At 70.9% G+C, this 25,166-nt stretch carries 6 protein-coding genes; 5 read left to right on the forward strand and 1 reads right to left on the reverse strand.

The genetic code is table 11. The annotated features are described in order from the left end of the window. Window positions 1–43 precede the first annotated feature (43 nt). From ACFU9P_RS12060 to ACFU9P_RS12070, 3 genes are all read left to right on the forward strand, one after another. Complete coding sequence (locus ACFU9P_RS12060) at window positions 44–4,243, forward strand: amino acid adenylation domain-containing protein (protein WP_384080017.1); 4,200 nt, start codon at window positions 44–46, stop codon at window positions 4,241–4,243. Then, window positions 4,243–14,325 carry an amino acid adenylation domain-containing protein gene (locus tag ACFU9P_RS12065; protein ID WP_384080020.1) on the forward strand — a complete coding sequence of 3,361 codons (10,083 nt, stop codon included), beginning with the start codon at window positions 4,243–4,245 and terminating at the stop codon, window positions 14,323–14,325. Before ACFU9P_RS12060 ends, ACFU9P_RS12065 begins: the two co-directional genes overlap by 1 nt. A 194-nt stretch (window positions 14,326–14,519) precedes the next feature. Further along, a complete protein-coding gene (locus ACFU9P_RS12070) occupies window positions 14,520–15,413 on the forward strand; it encodes a TauD/TfdA dioxygenase family protein (protein ID WP_384079136.1) in 894 nt (297 codons plus the stop codon). A gap of 96 nt (window positions 15,414–15,509) precedes the next feature. On the opposite strand, the gene ACFU9P_RS12075 is transcribed toward ACFU9P_RS12070, so the two are convergent. Next, on the reverse strand, window positions 15,510–17,798 hold the full coding sequence (locus ACFU9P_RS12075; RefSeq protein ID WP_384079139.1) for a peptidoglycan recognition protein: 2,289 nt from the start codon (window positions 17,796–17,798) through the stop codon (window positions 15,510–15,512). 463 nt (window positions 17,799–18,261) lie between these two features. Here ACFU9P_RS12075 and ACFU9P_RS12080 point away from each other — a divergent pair, with 463 nt between their 5' ends. Both ACFU9P_RS12080 and ACFU9P_RS12085 read left to right on the forward strand, forming a co-directional pair. Next, window positions 18,262–24,294, forward strand: coding sequence for a DNRLRE domain-containing protein (locus tag ACFU9P_RS12080; protein WP_384079142.1), 6,033 nt, complete (start codon window positions 18,262–18,264; stop codon window positions 24,292–24,294). 112 nt (window positions 24,295–24,406) lie between these two features. Then, a complete protein-coding gene (locus ACFU9P_RS12085; protein WP_384079145.1) occupies window positions 24,407–24,775 on the forward strand; it encodes a hypothetical protein in 369 nt (122 codons plus the stop codon). Window positions 24,776–25,166 lie beyond the last annotated feature (391 nt).

A 25,166-nucleotide genomic window follows, 5' to 3' on the forward strand; every position in this document is an offset into this window, starting at 1 on the left:
CGTCACCTCCTTCCAGCAGCAGCGGCTCTGGTTTCTGTCGCAGATGCCAGGGGCGAGTACGGCGTACAACGAGGCCATGGCGTTCGAGCTGCGCGGGCCGCTCGACCGCGAGGCGCTGGCGCGGGCGCTGGACGCGCTGGTGGCGCGGCATGAGGCGCTGCGGACCCGGCTGGTTTCGGAGGAGGGCGAGGTACGCCAGCTCATCGGGCCGCCGGACACCGGATTCGCTCTGGAGACCGATGACTTGACAGGTCTGGCCGGTGCCGGGGAGCACGTTGAGGGCCGCGCCGAGGATCTCGTCGGGCGCCGCGCCGAGGACCGTATCGCCGAGCTGCGGCTCGCCGAACTCACCACGCCCTTCGATCTCGCCGAGGGACCGCTCGGGCGGGGGCGGCTGATCGTACTGGGCGCCGGTCATCACATCCTGCTGCTGACCATGCACCACAGCGTCTACGACGGCCAGTCCATGGATGTGATGCTGCGCGAACTCGGCGCGCTCTACACCGCGCTGGCCCGGGGCACCGGTGATCCGCTGCCGCCGCTGCCCCTCCAGTACGCCGAGTACGCCGCCGAGCAGCGGCGTCGGGCGGCCGGGGAGGCGCCCGCCGCGCAGGCGGCGTACTGGCAGGAGCAGTTGGCCGGCGTCCCCTCGCTGCTGGAGCTGCCGACCGACCGGCCCCGGCCGCCCGAGCAGGATCACCGCGGGGGCCGGGTGGGTTTCTCGCTGGACGAGGAGCTGACCGCGCGGCTCGCGGGTGTGGCGCGGCGGCAGGGCGGGACGCTGTTCGTTGCGGTCCTGGCCGGGTGGGCGGTCGTACTGTCGCGGCTGACCGGCCGTACCGACATCGTTGTCGGCACCCCCGCGGCCAACCGCCGCCGCCCCGAGGTCCGCAAGCTCATCGGCTTCTTCGTCAACTCGCTGGCGCTGCGGGTCGATCTGTCCGGTTCGCCGTCCTCGGCCGCGCTGCTGAAGCGGGTGCGCGGGGTGGTACGAGGGGCACTCGACCACCAGGACCTGCCGTTCGAGCGGGTCGTGGAACTGGTCAACCCGCCGCGCAGCGCCGCGCACACGCCGGTCTTCCAGACGATGTGCGCGTGGGTTCCGGACAGGAAGGGCCTGCTGGACCTTCCGGACATCGCTGCCGAGCCGCTCGCCATCCCGCACGCGGCGGCCAAGTTCGATCTGGCGCTGTCGCTGAGCGAGACGGACGGGCGGATCGAGGGCCAGCTCGACTACGCGACCGCGCTGTTCGACCACGGGACGGCCGAGCGGTACGCGGGGTATCTGCGGCAGGTGCTGGCCGGGATGGCCGAGGATCCGGACCGGCCGGTCGACGACCTCGATCTGATGGACGCGGAGGAGCGGCGGTGGCTGCTGGCGGACTGGAATGGGCTGGCCGAGCCCGGGCCGTCGCTTTCGCCGTCGCCGTCGCCGTCGCCGTCACAGGAAAGCGAATCGCCGTCTCCGCAAAGCGAAGAGCCCCGACCGCAGCCCCCAAGCCCCGGGCTCGTCGAACGGTTCGAGGAGCAGGTACGCATCCGTCCCGCTGCCGCCGCCCTCGTCGCCGGCAAGCAGCACCTCGACTACGCGGCTCTCGACCGCCGCGCCAACCGGCTCGCCCATGCCCTCATCGCCCGCGGAGTCCGCCCCGATCAGGTCGTCGGGCTGCACACCGGGCGGTCGCCCGAACTCGTCGTCGGCATCCTGGGAATCCTCAAGGCGGGCGCCGCCTATCTGCCGCTCGACCCCGGCCAGCCCGCCGAGCGGCTGGCGGTCATCGTCGAGGACTCCGCCCCGGCCCTGGTCCTCACCGACGCTGCTCCCGACACCGGCACCGCTCCGGGCGCCTCACCAGAGGACACGCCCAGGGGCTGGCACGCACTCACCGCCGTAGAAGAAGAGGGACGGGCCGACCACTCCCCCGCCGTCCCGACCCCGCCCTCCCGCCTCGCCTACGTCATCCACACCTCCGGATCCACCGGCCGCCCCAAGGGCGTCGCCGTGACCCACGCGAGCGTCCTCAACCTCTTCGACTCCTGGCGCGCGCTGATGGGCGACGAGCCCGGCGAGGCGCATTCGGCCTGGTCGAGCATCGGTTTCGACGCCTCGGTGCACGAGATCCTCATGCCGCTCACCACCGGCGGCACCCTCCATCTCGTCCCCGACGAGCTGCGCGGCGACCCCGAGGCGCTGATGGGCTGGCTGCGCGAGCACCGTGTCGTCCAGGCCTTCCTGCCGCCCTCGTACATCAAGTGGATCGACGAAGCGCCGGAGGAACGGCTGCGCGGTCTGGCGCTGCGCCAGGTGCTGACCGGGGTCGAGAGCCTGCCCGAGACGGCGCTGTACCGGATGTGCCGGGCGCTGCCCGGTCTGCGGATCCGGTACGGGTACGGGCCCACCGAGGCCACCCTCTACAGCACCGCGTACACCGCCCCCCAGCCCCTGGACCGCCCCTGCCCGATCGGCCGGCCGCTGGACGGGACCCGGCTCTATCTGCTGGACGAGCGGCTGCGGCCGGTGCCGGCCGGGGTGACGGGCGAGGTCTATCTGGGAGGCGCGAGCCTGGCCAGAGGGTATCTGCACCGGCCGGATCTGACGGCAGAGCGGTTCGTCGCCAATCCTTTTGTGCCGGGCGAGCGGATGTACCGTACGGGCGACCTCGCGCGTCGGCTGCCCGACGGCAACGCCGAGTACGCGGGCCGGAGCGACGACCAGATCAAGCTCCGGGGCTTCCGCATCGAGCCGGGCGAGATCGAGGCGGCGCTGCTGGCGCTGCCCGGGGTCCGCGAGGCCGCGGTGCTGGCCGACCACGACCCGGCCGGTCAGCCGCGCCTGGTGGCGGGGATCGGCCATGGCGACGCCGAACCGCGCGGGCCGCGCGGGCCGCATGAGTGGCGTGCGGCTCTGGCCAAGCGCCTGCCGGACTACATGATCCCCGCCACCTTCGTCGAACTGCCCTCCCTGCCCCTCACGCACAGCGGCAAACTCGACCGGGCGGCCCTGCTGCGGCGTATCGGCGCCAACGGACCGGCGGGGCCCGCGCAGGTCAACCAGGCCAGCCCGCGCGACCATATCGAGCTGACGCTCTATCAGATATGGCGGGACATCCTGCTGCATCCCGACATAGGTATAGGGGACAGCTTCTTCGACCTCGGCGGCACGTCCCTGTCGGCGATCAAGATGGCCCATGCCGTACGCGAGAGCCTGGGCGCGCCGCTCGCCGTACGCGACATCCTGCTGCACCCGACCATCGAGGCCCTCGGCGGGCTCCTCAGGCACGGTGCGCCGGACCGCCCGGAGAGCAGCCTCATCGAGTTCCGCGCGGGCGAGGGCCGGGGCCGGGTGGTGTGCGTCCATCCGGCCGGCGGCACCGCCTTCTGCTATCTGTCGCTGGCCAAGGCGCTGCCCGAGTCCCTCGGTCTGTACGGGATCCAGTCCCCCGGACTGAACCCGGACGAAGCGTTCCTGCCCTCCGTCGACGCCATGGCGGAGGCCTATCTGCGGCTGATCGAACCGCTGCCCGCCGGGCCGCTGGTCCTCACCGGCCTCTCGTACGGCGGGCTCGTCGCCCATGAGATGGGGCGGCGGCTGGCGCTGGGCGGCAGAAACGATGTGAGCGTGGTCCTGCTCGACACACAGGCCAGCGACGATCCCGCCGACCGCGCGGCGGTCGCGCCGGTGGACATGGCCGAGTTCCGCGACAAGCTCGTGCGGTTCAACGGCATGTATCCCGGGATCGACGACGCGCAGATCGAGCGCTACTTCCACGTCTACAACCACAACCGGATGACCGCCCGCGACCATCAGCCGCTGCCCTCACCGGCCCGGCTGGTGCTGGTCCAGGCCGTGGAGGGCGCCAAGGACAAGCCGTTCCACGGCGCCGTACGGGAGTTCTGGCGGCGGCGGGCCGAGGGGGGATTCGCTGTGGAACCGGCGGACTGCGACCACTGGGAGCTGCTGGAGAGCGGCGAGTCGGTGCGCGTGGCGGCGGTGATCGAGAAGGAGCTGGGGCGGGTGGGGGCGGGAGCGGGGGTCCGGGCGGAGGCTCGGGCCGGGGCCTCTTCGGTTGCGGTCGATGAGTGGGCTGAGGTCGGTGAGCGGGGTGCGGCCGGTGAGCGGGGTGCGGCCGGTGAGCGGGGTGCGGCCGGTGAGCGGGGTGCGGCCGGTGAGCGGGCCGCAGTGGGTGAGCGAGCTGCGGCCGATGAGCGGCCGGCCGTACGGTTCGAGGGGCGGGAAGCGTGATGGACCGGGCTGCCGCGGTTCCCGACCGGGCCGTTCCCCGGAGCCTCGCCGGGTCGGTCCTCGCGCAGGCGCGCCGTACACCGTCGGCCACCGCGATCGTGGACGGTGACCGGCAGATCGACTACGCCGAACTCGACGGGCGCAGCGCGGCCGTCGCCCATGCGCTGCGCAGCGAAGGGGTACGGCCAGGACAGGCGGTCGCGGTGTGCCTGCCGCGTTCGTGGTCCCTGGTGTGCGTGATGCTCGGCATCCTGCGGGCGGGGGCAACGGTCGTACCCCTCGACGCACAGAGCCCGCCCGCCCGGCAGCGCCACATCCTGGAGGACTCGGCGAGCGTGGCGCTCGTGCATGACGCGGAACCGCCCGGCGGACTTGCGCCGACTGTGCTGTCACTGGCGGCGGATACGCTGCTGGGGGCGGGTGCGGAGGGGCACGCCGTACGGTACGAGGAGCGGGGACCCGGGCCGTACGAGCAGCCTCAGGCGGGGCCGTACGAGCAGGCCGTACGGTACGAGGAGCCGGCGCCCGAGCCGTACGAGCAGGCCGTGCCGTACGAGCAGCCGCAGTCCGAGCCCGGCGCCGCGTCAGCCTGTTCGTTCCTCTTCTACACCTCCGGAACCACCGGTCGGCCCAAGGGCGTTGAGGTCCTGGACGCCGGCATTCTGCGGCTCGCCCGGCCCGGCTACACGCAGCCCGGCCGCACGGCACCGGCCGACGGAGCCCGTTACGCCTGCCTCGCCAACCCCGCCTTCGACGCCCTCAGCTTCGAGGTCTGGGTGCCGCTGCTGACCGGCGGCTGCTGTGTGATCCTCGGTGACGCCGAGGTCCAGACCCCGCGGCTGCTCGCGGCGGCGCTGGAGCGCGAGCGCGTCGACACCCTCTTCGTCACCACCGCCCTCTTCAACGCGGTGGTCGACGAGGTGCCCGACTGCTTCGCCACCGTCGACCGGGTCCTGATCGGCGGCGAGCAGCTCAACGCGCCCCTGATCCGCCGCTGGTACCGCGACAACCCCGCCGGCACCACCCGCCTCCACAACGTCTACGGCCCCACCGAATCGACCACCTTCGCCCTCTGCCATCCCATCCCGCGCGGCTTCGACGCGGATGTCGTACCGATCGGCGGACCCCTGCCCGGCACCGAGGCGCTGCTCGTCGTCGACGGCACACGCGCGGCCGGGCCCGGCGAGGTCGCCGAACTGCACCTGGCCGGGGTGGGGCTGGCCGCCGGCTACCGCAATCTGCCCGAGGAGACCGCGCGCCGCTTCGTCCGGCTGCCGTGGTACGAGGACGGCGACCGGGTCTGGTACCGCACGGGCGATCTGGTGCGCCGCGACGACGCCGGGTTCATCACGTACGTCGGACGGGCCGACCGGCAGGTCAAGGTACGCGGCTTCCGGATCGAGCCGGGCGAGATCGAGCGGCACATCCTGTCCCACCCGGCGGTGCGGCAGGCGTACGTCTGCACCCGCCGCGACGCCGCCGGGGCGAACGAGCTGCTGGCGTATCTCGTTCCGCGCCACGAGCTGTCGTTCGACGACTTCGACCGCCATCTGACGGCCGGCCTGCCGGTCTATATGCGGCCGCACCGGATGTATCTGACCGATGCGCTGCCGCTGAACGCCAACGGCAAGGTCGACCAGGACGCGCTTCTGCGGAGCGGGGTCGAGCCATGGCGCCGACTCGCCAACCGCCCCGGCGAAGGCGAACCGGTCTCCGCCTGGCAGCGTGAGGTCCTCGATCTGGCCGCGGGCGTTCTCGGCGTACCGGATCTGCGTCCGGACGACCGCTGGATCCCGCAGGGCGGCGACTCGCTCAAAGCGCTGCGGCTGCGCCACGAGGTGAGCCGCCGATGGGACTGCGACCTGCCGCAAGCGCTCGTCCTGCGCGCCGACTTCGCCGCTCTGGCCGCCGCGGTCGCCGAGGGGCGGCGGCAGGGTCCGCAGGGGGCCGGGTATCCGGCCGCGCCGGTGCCGTCCGGGGCCCGGTCGGCACCGGCGACCTCCGAACAGCAGCGGTTGTGGCTGCTCCAGCAGCGGGACCCGGGCTCGCGCGCGTACAACGTGCCGCTCGCCTTCCGGCTGCACGGCGCCCTCGACACCGGGGCGCTGCGCGAGGCGCTCCGGCGCCTGGTGGCGCGCCATCCCGCGCTGCGAACCTCGTTCCGGGCGACGCCGGAGGGGCTGCGCCAGGAGGTGGGCGAACCGTACGACCCGTGGATCGCGGCACCGGATCCCCGGGACGCGAGGCCGGAGGCGGCGCCGGAGCCGGGCGGCCCGGGCAGCTCGGACGGCCCGGGTGGCTCCGCCGGGCGCTTCCTCTTCGATATGCCTTTCGACCTGGCCGAACCGCGGATGCTGCAAACCTCCTGGCTGCCCGATCCAGAAGGCAGCAACGGAATTCTCCTGCTGCATCTGCACCACATCGCCGTCGACGGCTGGTCGCTGACCGTCCTGTTCCAGGACCTCTCGGCGTACTACCGAGCCGCGCTGCACGGCGAGGAGTCCGGCCCGCCCGAGCACGCCGACACCGTACCCACCCCCCTGGACTTCGCCGACTGGCAGGCGGACTGGCTCGGCCGCGGCCCCTACCTCGACCAGCGCACCGCCCTCAAGGAGCACTACGCGGGCCGCCCTGCCGTATCGCCGCCCCTGCTTCCCGTACGGCCCGTCCGCCCGCCGGACCGCCCCGCCGGCCGGCTGCTCCGTACCTCCCTCGGCCAGCACCACCGCACCGCGCTCGACCGGCTGGGCGCCGAGCTGGGCCTCACCCGGTTCCAGGTCCTGCTGAGCGTGTTCGCGTGGAGTCTGTACGGGGTGACGGGCGACGCCCGGCCGCTGATCGCCACTCCGGTGGCCAACCGGCCGCTGCGCGAGTTCGAGTCGTCGGTCGGCATGTTCGCCAACACCGCGCTGGTGCCGCTGGAACTGGGACCGGGGGAGGATCTCAGGGCCCAGCTCGCCAGGCAGGGCGCCGAGGCGCGGGCGGTGCTGGACCGGCAGGACGTGGTCCTCGCCGATGTTCTGGCCGACCATCGGTTCCGTACGGACGGGCCCCCTTTCGATTTCCTGTTCGTCCTGGAGAACACCGAGTTCGGTGCGCTGGCGCTGCCGGGCTGCGAGATCCGTCCCGAGTGGCCGGAACCCGCCGAGGCCAAATGCCCGCTGACCCTGTCGGTGGTCGAGCACGAGTCCGGCTTCGACTGTCTGTGGGAGTACGCCGACGATCACTTCGACCGTGCCGGGGCCGAGGCGGCGGCCCTGCTCTTCCGGCAGGGCATCGACCGGCTGGCGGAGGGACGCCCGGCCACGCTCACCGAGCTGATCGCCCCGTACCGGCGCGGCCTGGCCGATCCGGGGCGCGGCCCCTCCGTACCGCTCTCGTTCACGACCGTGGCCGAGGGGTTCGCGCGGCAGGTCCGCAGGACCCCGGACGCGCCGGCGGTGACGGCGGAGGGACGGACGCTGAGTTACGCGGAACTCGACGCCCAGGCCGAGGCGTTGGCCGCGGTTCTGGGCGCGCGGTACCGGGTGGACCATGGCTCCCCGGCGCGGGTCGCGCTGCACCTTCCGCCGTCGCCGGAACATGTGGTGGCACTGCTGGCGCTGGCCCGGCTGAACCTCACCGCCGTACCGCTCGATCCCGCGTACCCGCCGGCCCTGCTGCGGCGGATCCTGGACCAGGCAAGGCCGCTGTGTGTTCTCGTACCACCGGGCGGGGAGGACGTGCTCGACGCTCCGGATGCTGCGGACGCTTCGGACGATCTGCCGCGGTACGCCGTGACGCTGGCGGCCGTGGTGCCGTCCGCGCCTACGCCCGTCGCGCCGCGACCGCTTCATGAGGGCCGACGGCCGCTGTACACCCTGTTCACCTCGGGATCGACCGGTACGCCCAAGGGCGTCGACGTACCCGACCGCACCCTGTGCAATCTGCTGGAGTGGCAGTCCGGGGCGGGCGGACTGGCGGGGCGCGCGGTGACGCAGCAGTTCTCGATGCTGTCCTTCGACGTCTCGTTCCAGGAGATCTTCACGACCTTGTGCGGCGGTGGGCATCTGCATCTGGTGCGGCCCGGCTGGCGGCACGATGTCCCGGCGCTGCTGGAACAGCTCGAAACCGCTGGTGTCGAGCGCCTCTTCATGCCCTTCGTGGCGCTTCAGCTCCTGGCCGAGCACGGTGTCCGGCTGGGGCGCCATCCTTCGCGGCTGCGCGAGGTGATCACGGCGGGCGAGCAGCTCGTATGCACGGATGCGATCCGGCGGTGGTTCGCCGGGATGCCGGGGGCGCGGCTGTTCAACCACTACGGCCCGACCGAGACCCATGTGGTCAGCGGGCTGTGCCTGGAGGGCGATCCGGCGCGCTGGCCGGCGCGTCCGGCGATCGGCCGGCCGGTGGGCGGGGCGTGGCTGCGGGTGGTCGACGAGGCGGGTGAGGCGGTACCGCCGGGGCGTACGGGGCAGTTGATGATCGGCGGGACGATGGTCGCGCCGTGCTACCTGGGCGACGAGGAGCTGAACCGTACGAGGTTCGTGGAGCTGCCGGGGGCGGGGACGGGGCAGCCGGGGGCGGGGTCCGGGCCGGAGCAGGGGGTGGTGCCGGGGGTGGTGCGCTTTTACCGCAGTGGCGACCTCGCGAGCTTCGACCGGCAGGGCCTGCTCCACTACATGGGCCGCGACGACGAGCAGATCAAGGTGAGCGGCCACCGGCTCGAACTGGGCCAGGTGGAGGCGGCCCTGCTCGAACACCCCCGGATCGTCAATGCGGTGGTGACCAGGGACGGCGAGGACCTCGTGGCGTGCCTGGAGTGCCGCGATCCCGGCCCGACGGCACAGGAGATGGCGGAGCATCTCGCCCCGCTGTTGCCATCTTTTGTGCGGATACACCGTTTTCGCCGCATACGGTCGCTCCCGCGCACGCCGAGCGGCAAGATGGACCGCAGGGCGGTACTGACGGCGCCGGGCGAGGAGTTGGAGGCGTACGGGCCGGACGAGCCGGTGCTGTCGGCGGGGGAAGCGCGGCTGGCCGGGCTGTTCGAGGCGGTGACGGGCAAGCGCGTGGGGCCCGAGCAGCGCTTCTTCGACGCGGGGGCGACGAGCCTGGACCTGATGCGTTTTCATCTGCGCTGTACGACGGAACTGGGGGTGGCGTTCACCATCGCCGATCTGTTCGAGCATGTGACGGTAAGGGGGTTGGCACGGTTTCTGGAGGGGCCGGCGCCTTCGGATCCGGTTTCGGATCCGACTTCGGTCTCGGTTTCGGAAGCCGTTTCGGGAGCGGTTTCGGGAGCGGTTTCGGAAACGGAATCGGTTTCAGCGGCCGGCGGTTCTGTGGGTCCAACGGGTTCCCCGGACGAGCCGATCGCCGTCGTGGGAATGGCCGTACGACTCCCCGGTGCCCCGGACCTGGCCGCCTTCTGGGACCTCGTACGGACGGGCGGCAGCGGCATCGAACACTTCGAGGCCGCCGAGGGGCTCGTGGGCGCCCGCAGCCAGATGGACGGTCTACTGTCCTTCGACCCCGGACGCTTCGGCATCAGCCCGCACGAGGCCCGGCTGATGGACCCGCAGCAGCGGCATCTGCTGATGAGCTGTGTCGAGGCGCTGGCCCACGCGGGTATCGCCACCCCGGAAGGGGACAGGGAAGGGGACGGCGAGCGTGTCGCGCGCGTCGGCCTGGTCGCGAGCTGCGGCGAGAACACGTACTACCGAACCATGCTCCGTGAGGCCGACCCCGCCGATCTGCCGGACGACTTCCAACTCGCGCTCCACCACGACAAGGACTTCCTCGCCACCAAGGCGGCCTACCACCTCGGTCTGACAGGACCGGCGTTCACTGTGCAGGCGGCCTGCGCGAGTTCGCTGGTGGCCGTGCATGTGGCGGCAGGTCTGCTGCGGCAGGGGGACGCCGATGTGATGCTGGCCGGCGGTGTGCTCGTCGACACCGATCTGAGCGAGGGCTACCGCTACCGCCCGCAGCACATCTTCTCCCCGGACGGACACTGCCGCCCGTTCAGCGACGACGCCGAGGGCACGATCGGGGCGAGCGGGGTGGGCGTGGTGGCGTTGAAGCCGCTACGGCTGGCCGAACGCGACGGGGACACGGTGTACGCGGTCGTCACCGGCTCCGCCCTCAACAACGACGGCGCCAACAAGCTCGGTTACAGCGCCCCCTCGCTGGCCGGCCAGCGCGAGGTGATCCGCTCCGCACTGCGGCGCAGCGGCCGTACGGGCTCCGAGGTCGGGTACGTCGAGGCCCACGGCACCGCCACCCGCCTGGGCGACCCGGTCGAGTTCGCCGCCCTCCGCCAGGCCTTCGCCACCACCGGCCCCGCCGCCCGCTGCGCCCTGTCCTCGGTCAAGAGCCAACTGGGCCACCTCGGCGCGGCAGCGGGAGTCATCGGCCTGGTACGGGCCACCCTCTCCCTCCACCACGCCCAGATCCCCCCGGCTTTGGGTTTCCGCCGCCTGAATCCTCAGATCGGCGAGGACGCAACGCCGTTCTACATCCCGGAGCGGTCGCAGCCATGGCCAGCGGACCGCGAACGGGTGGCGGCGGTAAGCAGCTTCGGAATCGGCGGCACAAACGCGCATGTGATTCTGGAGGCGGTGGGTGCGGGCGCGGGTGGCGCCGGCCGTGTCGGCCGAGGCACGCATGGCGCAAGCGCCGGCAACCGGTACGGCTCCGAGGGCCCGGCCGCCCGTCCAGGCGCCGGCAGACCGGATGACCGCAGCGGCTCCGCCAACCCCGACAACTCCGGTGTCCCTGGCGGCTTCAGCAGCTCCGAAGCCGATGTCGGCGAACCCGGTGACCACAGCGGCCTTGGCGCTCCCGGCGCCATCCCCTGCCTCGTGCTCTCCAGCAGCAGCCCCGCGGGGCTGCGCGCCGACGCCGACCGGATCGCCGACTACCTGGCCGCCCGGCCCGAGGCCTACGCGCAGGTGTTGCGGCATCTTCAGGCCGGGCGCCCCCCGCATCGTTGGCGGGCCGCCGCGGAGTGCGCGGATGCCGGCGCCGCGGTGGCCTGGCTGCGGACGGTCGCCGGGGGCGTCACGACCGTACCCAACGGGCGGACCGAACAGCCCGCGCCGCATGAACCCGGCCTCGCCACCGCAGGCCGTACCGCCCGCGAACTCGCCGTGGCCTGGGCATCCGGCCGTACGGTCCGCTGGCCCGCCGGGACCGCGCAGGCGCCCTGGGACTTCCCGCCGCCCGCATTCGAACTGGCCGACTACGACTTCCCACGCGCCGCCCCGAACCGGGTACCCGACGCGACAACACCGCAGCGGCTACCTGACGCGACGACACCGCAGCGGCTGCCCGAGGACAAGTGGCTGCACCAGCCGCACTGGGTACGGCTCCGCCGCGCGACCTCCCGTACTCCGGACCGTACCCCGCCCCCGGCCCGTACCCTCGTCACACTCACTGTCGGCCCATCCCCCTCAGCCGCCTGGCAGCCCTTCGAGCGGACCCACGCCCGAGTGATCCGCGTCAGCGCCGCCGACCGCTTCGCCCGGCTCGCGGACGACGCATACGAGGTGGACCCGGCCGACCCCGCCTCGCTCCGCCTCCTCCTCACCGCCCTGACCAGCTCCGACGCACCGCCGTCCGGTATCGACTGGCTGCACGCCCTCCCCCTGGCGGTGGACGGAGAGGCCGACGAGGACACACTCGCCCGCGCCCAATGGGCCTGCCTCGACACCCCCGCCGCCCTGCTCCGGGCGATCGCGGAAACGCCTGAGCTGCTGCCGAGGCCCCGCCTGTGGTGGCTCTCGTACGGCGCGCAGCCGGTCGTCGGTTTCGTACAGCGCCCCGCACTGGGCCTGCTGGCCGGTGTGGGCGAGGTGGCACGCCAGGAGACCGGCGCGGAAAGCCACTGGCTGGACCTGCCGAGCCCCGGTCCGACGGCCTCCGATCCGACGGCCTTCGGTCCGACGGCCCTCGATCCGACCGCCCCTGCCACGGCCAATTCCGCCCCAGCCCCCGCCACCTGGGCGCCTCCGCTCGCAGCGCTCCTCGCAGAGGACGGCACCGCCCTCCCCCACCGGCTCGCGCTGCGCCAGAACTACTGGTGGCACCAGACCGTCCAGCCCGTAGCCGGCCCGGCAGCAGACCCCGTGTCGGCGCCGGAAGTCCAGCGAGACCCGGCAGCCCAGCCGGCCCAGCCGGCCCAGCCGGCCCATTCAGCCCGCGCCACCCACCTCATCCTCGGCGGCACAGGCGGCATCGGCACCGCCATCGCGGCCCTCCTCCTCGAACAGACCGCTTCCGACGTCGTCCTGCTGGCGCGCCGACCGTACCTTCCGTCCCAACTGACCCAGTGGGCCGACCGCGTCACACTGATCGAAGCCGACCTGGCACAGGACGCGCTCGACTCGATCCTTGCCCGCGTCGCCCCGTACCTCGGCCGACTCGAAAGCGTCGTACACGCGGCGGGTACGGCGGCCGGCAGCCTGATCCTGAGGCGCGAACCCGGCGCCATGCGCCAGGCGATGGCGGCGAAGGTACGCGGTGCCCTGCTCGTCGAGCGGCTGATCGCCGGCCACAGTCCGGCGTACGCGGTGTACTGCTCATCGATGTCCGTACTGTTCGGCGGCGTCGGGCAGTTCGACTACGCGGCCGCCGCCGGCCTCCTCGACGGCTTCGCGCGCCACCAGGCCGGCCCGGACGAGAGCACCGTCCGTATCGGCATCGACTGGGACGTCTGGCGGGAGGTCGGTATGGCGGGCGGCGCCCTGCGTACGGACGCACGCCACCGGGCGCACCTCTCCACCGGGCTGAGTACGGAGGAGGGCCGGCGTCTGTACGCGCGGGCTCTGCGGCTCCAGTTGCCGCAGCTCATGGTCTCGACGGTCTCCGTGGACGAGGCGCACGTTTTCTACGAGCCCCCGGCTACGGCAGCCACCGAGTCCGTACGCGAAACCGCCTCGCCCGCCGACCAGTTGGCGGACAGCCTGCGCCGCCGCCTGGGCGTCGACGAACTCGACCCGGCCGCCTCCCTGTACGACCTGGGCGCGGACTCGCTGACCCTGCTGGATCTGATCTCCGAGGTCAAACGGCTGTACGGGGTCGATCTGGAGCTGTTCGAACTCAGCCACCAGGTCAGCCTGAACGAGGTGCTGAGCCGGCTGGAGCAAGAACCGGAGGTCAACTCCGGCGAAGCCGACCCGGTGCCCCTGGACATCTGGCAAACCGGCACGGGACACGATCTCGTGTGCCTGGTCCACCCCGTCGGCGGCGACATCCAGGCGTACCGGGCGCTCGTCTCGGCCCTCGACCCCGGCCCGACCGTCTGCCTGATAGCCGATCCGGCGCTACGGCACTCCGACGCCGACCGCCGCCCTGACCCCGGCCACTCCGACCCCCGTCACCCCGGCCCCGGCCACCCGGGGCTCGGCGACACCAGCCGCCTGGGCCCCAACCACCCGGGGCTCGGCCACCCGGGTCTCCGCGACACCGGCCGCCCTGGCGCCCATCACGCCGACCCCTCACCCTGGACACTCGCCGAACGCGCCCGCCAGTACCACGCCGCCCTCCAAGCACGCTTCCCGCACGGGACCTGGCGCTGGCGCCTCGCGGGCTGGTCCTTCGGCGCGTGGGTCGCGCAGGCGATGGCGGCCGAGGCGGAGGCCGCCGGGTGGCCGGCGGACGCGCTGTACCTGCTCGACCCGCCACCCCCTGACGCGGGACCGCGGCTCGGCGGCTACGACGAGCGCCAGCTCCAGGAGGTATTCGCACGCGAGCTGAACCAGAACGCCTCCGGCGATCCGCTGGGCGAGGGGCCGCAGACGTACGCCAACCGCCTCGCCCAGTGCTGCCAGACCAATCTGACCAGCATGCGCGACCACCGCCCGCCCCGGCTGACCCGTACCCCCAGCACCCTGTGGCTCGCGGCCCGTTCCGTACCCGGCCTGCCCACCCCCGAACCGCCGGAGGCCCAGCTCAGAGCCTGGCGTACCCACCTGCCCGAGCCCGTGGAGGGGCATGTCGTGGACACCACGCACTACGGCCTGGTGCAGCCGCCGTACGTCAAGGATGTGGCCGACGCCATCAACGCGGCGGCGCCCCGGCAGTCCCCCGCCACCGACTGACCCGCGCCGGACCACCGACCGACCCACCGCCGTTCCGCGATCACCACCGCCACGACTCCCGCTACCGCCGCTACCCCGCCCCGCCCCGGCCCCGCTTCCGCCCCCGCACGGAACGCCCGCCCCGTACCCCCAACGCCGCCCCGTACACCCCAGCGCCCCGTCGCCCCGCCCATCCGAGAGGACATCTCGACACCATGGAACCGTTCGCTTTGGACGCCATCGAACGCGTCACCACCAGGCCGCAGGAGGTCTACGACAGCATTGTGGTCGAACCGCTGACCCCGCTGCTCGGCGCGGAGGTGTTCGACCTGGACCTGTCGAAGGAGCTGACCCCGGCCGAGACGGACGACGTCCGGCGCGCGTTCCTGACCCACCATGTGCTGGTCTTCCGCGACCAGGACCTGACCGACGAGGACCACAAACGCTTCGCCCGGCTCTTCGGCGAACTGCACCCCGTGACCCCGCCCCCGCCGGACTCCGACCCGTACATCCTGGAAGTCAGCGCGAACAAGAACTCGCGGGTCGTGGCCGGCAACGGCTGGCACGCCGACGGCACAGCCGACGCCCTGCCGTCCCTCGGTTCCATGCTGTACGTCACCCGCACCCCGGAGATCGGCAGCGGCGGCGACACCCTGTTCGCCAATATGCACCTGGCGTACGAAATGCTCTCCCCGCCCATGAGGACCTTCCTGGACGGCCTCACCGCCATCCACGACGGCCTCCTCGCCTGGCGCGGCCACACCCCGCCGCCCGGGCTGGACATCCCGAAGACCGAACATCCGATAGTGGTCCGGCACCCCGACACCGGCCGCCAACTCCTGTACGTCAACGGCGCCTACACCTCGCACATCCCCCAGCTCTCCCGCAGCGAGAGCGACGCGATCCTCAAGACCCTGTACGACCACATCGCCACGACCCCCCTACTCCACTGCCGCGTCCGCTGGACCCCCAACACCCTGGTCCTCTGGGACAACCGCTGCGTCCAGCACCACGCGACGTGGGACTACTACCCCCACACCCGCTACGCCCGCCGAGTAGCCATCAACTCCTCAACGCCCCCGTCCGCCACCCCACCCCGAACCCCCTGAATCCTCGGCGCCGCGACACAGGCAACGGCGCGACACAGGCAACGGGAAGGGCCCCGGACATGGCATGTCCGGGGCCCTTCTGCACGCGTCAGCCGGTTACTTGAGGTAGACGAGGCCGTCCGTGGTGATGGCCGGGCGGCCGGTGGTGCCGACCACGACGATCTTGACGGTGTGTTTGGCGCTCGCGGACCAGGTCTTGGTCCAGATCGCGTCGCGGTACTTGGTGGTGGAGGACTTCAGGTCGACCGTCGCGACCTTGACTCCGTCCACGTACACGTATGCCTGTCCGGACGTGGCGGCACGGGAGACGACCCAGGCCGCGGACTTCCCGGTGAACGTCCAGGTCAGGCTCGCGTTCTTCGACGAGCTGGAGTAGGACTTGCCACCGAGATAACTGGTGGAGGACTTCGCCGTCCACGTCCCGCTCCGGACCGCCGACGTCTCCTGAAGGATCATCGGCGTCACCGACGCGGAGGCGGTGGCCGAGTTCCCGGCCTGGTCGTACGCCGTCATGCTCCAGGCGCTCGCCGCACCGGACTTGGCGGTGTGCGCGGCACTGTAGGTGGTCGGGCCGTACGTCTTGGCGACCGGCGTGGTCAGACGTACCTCCTTCAGCGCGGCGGTGTCCGTGGCCTTCCAGCTCAGTGTCACGGGCACCGCGGTGGTGTTGACCGTTCCCGTCTTCAGAACGAGCGCGGGCTTCGCGGTGAAGGTGGGGGCGGTCGTCTCCGCCACGACGGTCGCTGTCGCCGTGGTGCTGGTCCTGCCGGACTGGTGGACCGCCCGTACGGCGACCTTGTGGCTCCCGACGGCGAGGTTCGCCTTGGCGGAGGTGGCGCTGCCCGCGGCGGTGGCCGCGACCTTGCCGTCGACGAGCAGCTCGTACTGCTTGACCAGGGCGGCGGGCGTCGTGGCGGACCAGCTCACAGTGACGGCGGACTTGGTGTAATACGTCGTCCCCGAAACCCCCGCACCGGTCACGGACTTCAGCGCCAGCCCCGCGACGGGTCCGCCGGCCCAGGAACGGATCGTGGAGAGCTGGTTGTAGAAGGCGTCGCCGGGGCACTGCGTGTTGTAGCCGTCCCGGTGCCCGTGGATCGTGGGGAACGACAACTGGGCACCCTTGGCCCAGGTCTTGCCCGTGTAGCTGCGGCCGCTGTCACCGGCCGTGAGGGTGGTGGTGCCGGTGGGATCGACACCGTACTGTCCGAGCTTCCACGCGGCGATACGCGCCACCGAGACCATCGCGGCCTGCGGCGGAGCGGTGTCGGTGTACGTACCGAGGACGGATATACCGGTGGTCTCGGCGTTGAAACCGTAGGCGTGCGCCCCCATCACCGGGCGGTCGACTCCGCCCTTACGGCCCTCGTAGACCGTGCCGCACTTGTCGACAAGGAAGTTGTAGCCGACGTCCTTCCAGCCCAGCTGCTGCACGTGATACGCGTAGATACCCCGGACAACAGCGGGTCCCTGCGCGCAGGTGTAGTTGTTCGACTCGGCGGTGTGATGCACAACGACCGCTTTGATCTTGCCGCCGGGAAGGTAACCGGGCTCCTCGGGGCTGATCGACTCGTCCGCTCCCCAGCCCGCGCGGTCAACGATCGGCGGCTTCGGCACGGTCGAAGGCGGCGCGGGCGGAGCCGTCACGCTCGCCGAGGGACTGGCCGACACCGACGCCGAGACGGAGGGCGACGGTGTGCCACTGCCCGGAGGAGAAGCGGACGGCGACCCGTCAGCCGGCGGCGGGGGCGTCGGTGACGCGCTCACCGTCTCCTCGGGCGAAGACGTGGGCTGCGGGAGGTCACTCGGCCCGGACGCCGTGTCGGTGGGTACGTCGGAGGGCGTGGGCAGTTCGCTCTCCTCGACCGAGAAGGCGGCGGGCTCCATGCCGGTGACCTTGCCGGTTCCGGGGTCCACCATGTCCAGGCGCAGACCGGCGGGCAATGCCGTAGAAGTCCCCTTGCCGGAACTCACCCGCACCTCAACAGCGTCGGACGGCCCGACCCACGCCGGCTCCGTACCGCCGCGTGCGGCTCCCAATTCCCCCTGCCCACTGTCACCGTCGAGCCGCAGCCACGGCGACCACTGCCCGGAGCCACTGGCACGGGTACGGGCCTCCACGGTGCCGGTGACGCGAGCACCGGGATCGGTCCACGTCACCCCCAGCATGCTGAACGGACCGGTGTCCCGCCGCACAAGCGACGCACTGCGCCCGCCGTCCCCCGACGTCAACTCAGCAGTCTCCGCCCGCACCTTCACCGGGTCGGGCTTGCCACCGGCAGCCGTGACATTCTCATCACTGCCGGTCACCCCTTGCAGTACGAGCACCCCGGCCAGCCCCGCCACGGCTGTAGCCGCGGTCACCCATATCCGACGCCGCGTCATGCGGCCCCACCCCATTGTCAGTTACTCGCCGAAAAAAGCAGATACCGGTCTGAAAAGGAAACGTTGTTGGCGCGTCTCCTGTGAACACCCCCAGCGGGAACGTACACCGCCCGCAGCCGGATCCTCCATGTGGACCGACCACGAACAGACATCGTTCAAGCAAAGTCGGGTGGACGCATGGGTTTACCCCGCGAGCATGACTGATGTCACACGCGTGTTACATGAAGTGATGCCCTGACTGCACCCTGTATGGAAGTTCGTGGTCTTTTGGTGCTCGTTACGTTCACATAAGCGCCACAGACGTGTCGCCTGCGCGGGCTGAAGAGACAGAGGATTCATGACACTTCATAGACCTGCGCCCTACAAACGGGGGCGGCCGTGGTCCGGGGAGAGCCTGCGCTACATAGCCGGCGGTCTCGCCCTGACTCTGGCTGTAACTCTGCTCGATGCCACGAGCATCGCGATGGCCGATGCACCCCAGGCACCCGCCGCGACCAACAAGCCCGCACCGACCCAGGCTGCCGACATCCCGTCCGCGCGCGTGGCGGCGAGGCTGTCCGGCAAGCGCGTCGAAGCCATGTCCGAGCGCACCGAGACCTCCACGACCTGGGTCAACAAGGACGGCTCGCTCACCACCGAACTGGCGGCGGGCCCAATCCGTTTCGAAGACCCGGCCACTGGCACCTGGCGCGACGTCGACCTCGGCCTCGTCAGCACGGACGGCACCGTCGAACCCAAGGCGCACCCCCGCGGTCTGAAACTGGCGGGCAGATCCGCCGACGGCCCTGCCGCTTCTCTCAGCGCGGCGCAGGCGTCCGAAGCGGTCGACCTGGTCACGCTCGGCACGGGCGACGAGCAGATCACCCTGCAGTGGAAGGGCAGCCTGCCCGAGCCCGCGCTGAAGGGGCCGCGCGCCGAGTACGTCAACGCCGTGCCCGGCGCGGACGTGGTCGTCGAAGCGACCCGAACCGGCTTCGAGCAGTACGTGGAGATCAAGCAGCCCCCCTCGGAGAAACGTTACTCCTACACACTGCCGCTGAAGGCCAAGGGGCTGAAGGCCAAGCAGCAGCCGGACGGCAGCGTCCTGTTCACGGACAAGAAGAACAAGACCAAGGCCGTCATGCCGGCCCCGGTCATGTGGGACGCCACCGTAGACCCGGTCTCCGGCGAACACACCCGACGCGTGAAAGTGGCGATGAAGGCCGAGCAGAAGGGCTCGACCATCAATCTGGTGGTCACCCCGGACGCCGGCTTCCTCGCCGACCCGAAGACCAAGTACCCCGTGACGGTCGACCCCTCGACCTCCACCCTGGGCAACGTCTTCGACACCTACGTCCAGCAGGGCGAGACCGTCGACTGGTCCAGCGACGTCGAGCTCGACCTCGGCAACCCCGGCACCACGAACGGCGACGGCACACCACGCACCGCGCAGTCCTACATCTCATGGAACACCTCGCCCGTCCAGGACGCGCTGGTCCTCGACGCCAAGCTGAGCCTGTGGAACTTCCACTCCGGCAACAACATCGACTGCAAGGCCTACCCGTGGGAGGTCTGGTCCTCGGGTGCCGCCTCCACATCCAGCCGGTGGACGAACCGGCCGGCGATGACGGCGAAGAAGGCCACCTCCACCGAGACACGCGGAAACACCGCGTGCACCAGCCAGCCGGACGGCTGGATCAACGCCGATGTGACAGCTCTGGTGCAGGAGTGGGCCTCGGCCAGGGCCACCCGCGGCCACATGGGTCTGCGCGCCTCGGACGAGAGCGTCGTCGCGCAGTGGAAACGGGTCAACTCCGCCAACGCGGCGTCCAACCCTCCGAAACTGGTCGTGAACTACAACTACCGGCCGCGCACCGGCACCAAGCAGGAGGCGGGCCCGCCGTACTTCTCGTACAGCGGCGCCTACACCGTCAACACACTCACCCCGACACTGCGTGACACCTTCGTCGACGCCAATGGCGACAAGGTCAACGGAACCTTCCAGATCTTCGACAACACAACCAATGCGCAAGTCGGCGATGTCCTGGTCTCACCGTTCGTACCGTCCGGACAGGTCGCCTCGGTGAAGGTACCCGCCGGGGTGCTGGCCAACGGCAAGACCTACCGCTTCCGTACGTCCCCGTACGACGGTACGCACTACAACACGGGCTGGTCGGCGGAGAAGACCTTCACGGTCGACACCACGGCCCCCTCCGCACCCACGGCGATCACCTCGACGGACTACCCGTCGACCGCCTGGGTCAAGGGCGCCGGCCAGGCCGGCACCTTCACCGTCACCCCACCGGCCACCGACCACCAGTGGCTGGAGTGGTCGCTGGACGGCGAGACCTGGACCAAGGTGACCACCAACGGCTCCGCCGCGGCCAGGAACATCTCCGTCACCCCGCCGCGCGACGGCAATCACACGCTGCACGTGCGGGCCGTGGACAAGGCGGACAACAAGTCCGAGCCCCTCAGCTACGACTTCCACGCCGGTCCGGGCGGCTTCGCCCAGCCCTCCGAGGGACAGCGCACCGCCCGTCGGCTTCCGCTGGTCGCCGAGGCCGACGCGGCAAAGTACAACAATGTCTCCTTCTCCTGGCGCCGCTCCGCCGCAGACGCGTGGGTGGTGATCCCCGCCGGGGACGTCACCAAGGACGGCGTCGCCCTGTCCGCCTGGCCGGTGCCGCTGACCGGCGGCAAGAACGCCGCACTGGTCTGGAACGCCACCAACACCGTCGATCCGGACGGCAGCATCGAGATCAAGGCCAACTTCACCGGCCCCAACTCCGCCGTTGGCGGCACCGACCCGCTGACCGTGATCGTCGACCGCGCCGCGGACGATGCCACCACCGAGGAGGTGGGCCCCGGCACAGTGAATCTGCTCAGCGGCGACTACACGCTCACCGCCACCGACGCGTCCGCTTTCGGGCTCGCGGTGGAGCGCACCGCGTCCTCCCGCAACGGGGTAACCGCCGGGCAGGCGCCAATCTTCGGCCAGGAGTGGATGAGCGGCACCGTGGCCGAGCTGTCGGGCTCGGCATACAGCCACGTGAGCAAGGTGTCCGACACCGCGGTCGATGTGATCACTCTCGACGGCGATGCCATCCACTTCACCGCCACCGCCGACCGGACCGGCTGGACGGCCGAGCCCGGAGCCGAGTACGTCACACTGACCGGTTCCACGTCGGGTACGTTCACGCTCACCGGCGACGACGGCACCGTCACCGTGTTCACGAAGCCGGCCGGAGCCACGACCTGGCAGGTGTCCAGCTCCAAGAACGACGGCCAGGCCGACTCCACGACATCGATGGACTCCGAAACGGTCACCGTCGGCGGAAAGCAACTGGCACGACCCACCTGGGTGTACGCCCCCACCTCGGCGACCACAGTGGCGTCCTGCAGGGCCGACCACACCACCAAGGCGTGCCGGGCTGTCGAGTTCGTGTACGCCACCTCCACCACCGCCACTGCCACCGCCTTCGGCGATGTGTCAGGTCAGGTGAAGGAGATCCGGCTGTGGTCGACAGCGCCCGGTGCCACCACGGCGACTGCCAAGTCGGTGCAGGCGTACCTCTACGACAGCTCCGCCCGACTGCGCCAAGCCTGGAACCCGCAGATCTCGCCGCCGCTGAAGACGGAGTACGCGTACGACAGCAGTGGCCGGGTCAACAAGCTCACCCCGCCCGGCGAGTTGCCGTGGACGTTCACCTACGGCAACGCCGGCTCCAGCAGCGCGGCCGGTGAGGGGATGCTGTTCAAGGCATCCCGTCCGGCGCTCGCGCAGGGCAGTGCGGACACCGTCTCCGGCGAGGCCGTCACATCCGTGGTCTACGACGTGCCGCTGACCGGCGCCGCGGCCCCGAACAAGATGGGAACCACCGACGTCAGGACGTGGGGGCAGAGCGCCGCGCCGGTGGACGCGACCGCCATCTTCCCGGCGGACTCCGTTCCCGCCTCGAACGTCGGCAGTGCCCTGACCGCTGCCGACTACAAACGGGCAAGCATCAGCTACCTGGACGTCTCCGGACGCGTGGTGAACGCGGCCGCCCCCGGCGGGCGCATCGCCACCACCGAGTACGACCAGTTCGGCAACACGGTGCGCGAACTGACCGCCAAAAACCGTGAAATGGCCATCGCCAGCGACGCCGCCAACACGGCGGCCCGCACCGAGCTGGGCATTGCCGCCCTGCCGTCCGCCGAACGAGCCCAACTGCTGTCCACCAACCGCACCTTCGACACGAAGGGAACTCGCCTGCTGGAGGAGTTCGGGCCGCTGCGCCGGGTCGACCTGAGCGCGGACCTGAAGACCGGCACCACCACCCTGGTCGCAGCCGGTACCTCGGTGACGGCGCGCGCCTGGACGGTCTACGGCTACGACGAGGGACGCCCGACCGACGGCAGCGCCGTCATCCGCGACCAGGGCACCAAGGTCACCGCCGGTGCCGAGGTCCGCGAACACCCGGGCATCCAGGGCGAGACCCGCGTCGTGCAGACGGTCTACGACTGGGCCAAGGGCCTGCCGACCAAGACCGTCGAGGATCCGGGCGGCCTGGCGATCACCACCACGACCGAATACGACACGCAGGGCCGTGAGACCAAGCGCATCACGCCGGGCAGCAGCGGAACCAGCGCCACCAGCCGGGTGACCACCTACTGGTCCGCGACCGGCACCGGCGCATGCGCCGGCCGCCCGGAGTGGACCGACCTGGTCTGCTCGACGGGCCCGGCCGGGGCGATCACCGGTGGTGGCTCCAACCCCGCGCAGTTGCCGGCCAAGACCACCACGTACGACTGGTGGGGGAACGCCGCCACCACCACCGAGGCCGCCTCGGGCTCGACCCGCACCACCACCGTCGGCATCGACAACGCCGGCCGCACCACCTCGGTGAAAATCACCGGAGGGGTCGGTACGGCCGCGCCCGAAGCCACCACCACCTACGACACGGCCACCGGCCGGATCATCAAGACCCTCTCGCCGACCGGCGGCACGCTCACCACCGTCTACGACAAGCTCGGCCGGGTCATCTCCTACACCGACGCGGACGCGGGCACCAGCACCACCGAGTACGACCTGCTCGACCGCAAAGTCAAGCAAAGCAACAACATTCCGTCCTCGGTCACCTACACGTACGACCACACCGCCGAACCGCGGGGCCTCGCCACCAAGGTGGTCGACTCGGTGGCCGGTACGTTCACCGCGTCCTACAACGCGGACGGCGACCTTGTCGAGGAGAAGCTGCCCGGCGGCTACACACTGGCCCAGACCATCGACGCGGAGGGCAACGCGCTTGAGCGGACCTACACCCGCGACAGCGACGGCATCCTCGTCCAGTCCGACACCGTCAACCGCTCCATCTACGGTCAGGTCATCTCGGACGCACAGATCACCGCGCAGAACTACCGTTACGACGCGGTCGGGCGCCTGACCTCGGTCGAGGACACCGCCGAGACGGTGTGCACCAAGCGCACCTACACCTTCGACGCCCGCGCCAACCGTAAAACCCTCACCAGCGCCACAGGCACTCCCGGTACGGACTGCCCCGCATCGGGAGGCTCCACCACCAACTACACCTACGACAGCGCCGACCGGCAGGTCGACAGCGGCTACGCCTACGACGCCTTCAGCCGCACCACAGCCAAGCCGGGCGGCGTCACCCTGGAGTACTACAACAACGACATGATCCGCCAGGAGACCGTCGGCACCAAGCGGCAGACCTGGCAGCTCGACGGGATCCAGCGCATCCGCTCCTGGACCGTCGAGACCAACAGCGGCGGCACGTGGACCACCAGCGAGTCGAAGGTCAACCACTACGACTGCGGATGTGACACTCCCGGTTGGGTCACGGAAGACAGCCAGGGCAGTGTGACCCGCTATGTCGAATCGCTCGGCGGAGGCGTCACCGCCACCACGAGCAAGACGGGCGACACCGTCCTGCAGCTCAGTGACATCCACGGTGATATCACCCTCCAACTGCCGCTCGACACCAGCAAAGCCCCCACCGTCCAGGACACCGACGAGTACGGCAACACGCGCGCCAGCAGTACACCGGCGCGATACGACTGGCTCGGGGTACAGCAACGCTCAGGCGACACTCTCTCCGGACTCACGTTGGTGGGCGCACGGGCCTACGACTCCACCACCGGCCGGTTCCTTCAACTGGACCCGGTGGTCGGCGGCGGCGCGAACGCCTATGGCTACCCGCCGGACCCGATCACCATGTTCGACTTGGACGGCAAGGGCTGGTTCTCCTGGGGCCGCGCCTACCGGGTCACCGTGTGTGTGGGCGCCATTTTGTGGGTCCTCGGCACCGCCTACTTCGCCGCTGCCAAGATCCGCAGAATCTGGCAGGTGATCAGGCGTTGGGGCGGCATTCGGGCCGCCGTGACCCGTGTGATGAGTGCACGCACCCGATACCTGCGCGGCCGACGCCTGGCAACGATGATGATCACCGCAGGCTCGGCGATCTTGGGTATCGACGCCGTCTACGAAAAGTGCATCAAGACCAAACTGTAGACACGGGACGCCGTGGGAACCGACTCCGACGGCGCCTCTGTCGCATCTGCCACCAGAGTCTCCTCCGGCCGGGAACACCTCCCGGCCGGAGGAGGCTGATAGAAGGATCTTTATGAATTCACCGAGCCCCCTCCTGATCATCCTCGCGCTGCTGTGGACCGTAGCCGCCGGTACGGCGCTGATCGCATCGATCGTGCTCTCCGTCCGAGGCAAACGGCGGGAGGCAGAGTTCGTCGCCTGGAATCCGGTCGGCACGGGCTTCCTGATCGCCGCGACAGCCGCGATAGCCGGCTACGTGGTCGCCGCGGTCGCCACGAACCACTTCTCGCCCAGCAGCGCCGCCTTCAGCGTTCTGTGGCCTGCCATGGCCGCCATGGCCCTCTCCTATGTGGCGGCAAGACGCACACCCTCCTGGCCATGGTGGGCCGGCGCGATCTTCGCCGCTGCGGGCGCCGCGCTGTACGGCTCCCTCCCGATGTGACCCACCCGCGCCGACGGCGCGCGCAGCTCTGCCCTGCCACCCGAAGTGGCGGGGCAGAGCTGTGTGCAGGGCGTGCGGGATCCTCTACTTGAGATGGACCAGCCGATACTCAGGGCGAGAGCCGGTTTGGTGGTGAGGGTCGACGCAGTGTCTCGGCTACGACGGCTGTCGCCGCGCTGGTCGTCACTTTGCCGGACTGGTGGACGACACGGACGGCGACCTTGTGCGGCCATCGCCGTTCAGGGCCGCGTACTTGCCGCCTCGGGCGCGGCCGTCACCATGCGACCCGCCGCTTGGGCCACCGCGATGATGCGGGCATCGACTCGCACCGACCGCCTCCCGCGGACGCCCTCGGCGCCACGCGTCGCCCGCCCGGGCACCATGCTCGGAC

The sequence above is a fragment of the Streptomyces sp. NPDC057617 genome, from assembly GCF_042800555.1.
GTDB lineage: Bacteria > Actinomycetota > Actinomycetes > Streptomycetales > Streptomycetaceae > Streptomyces.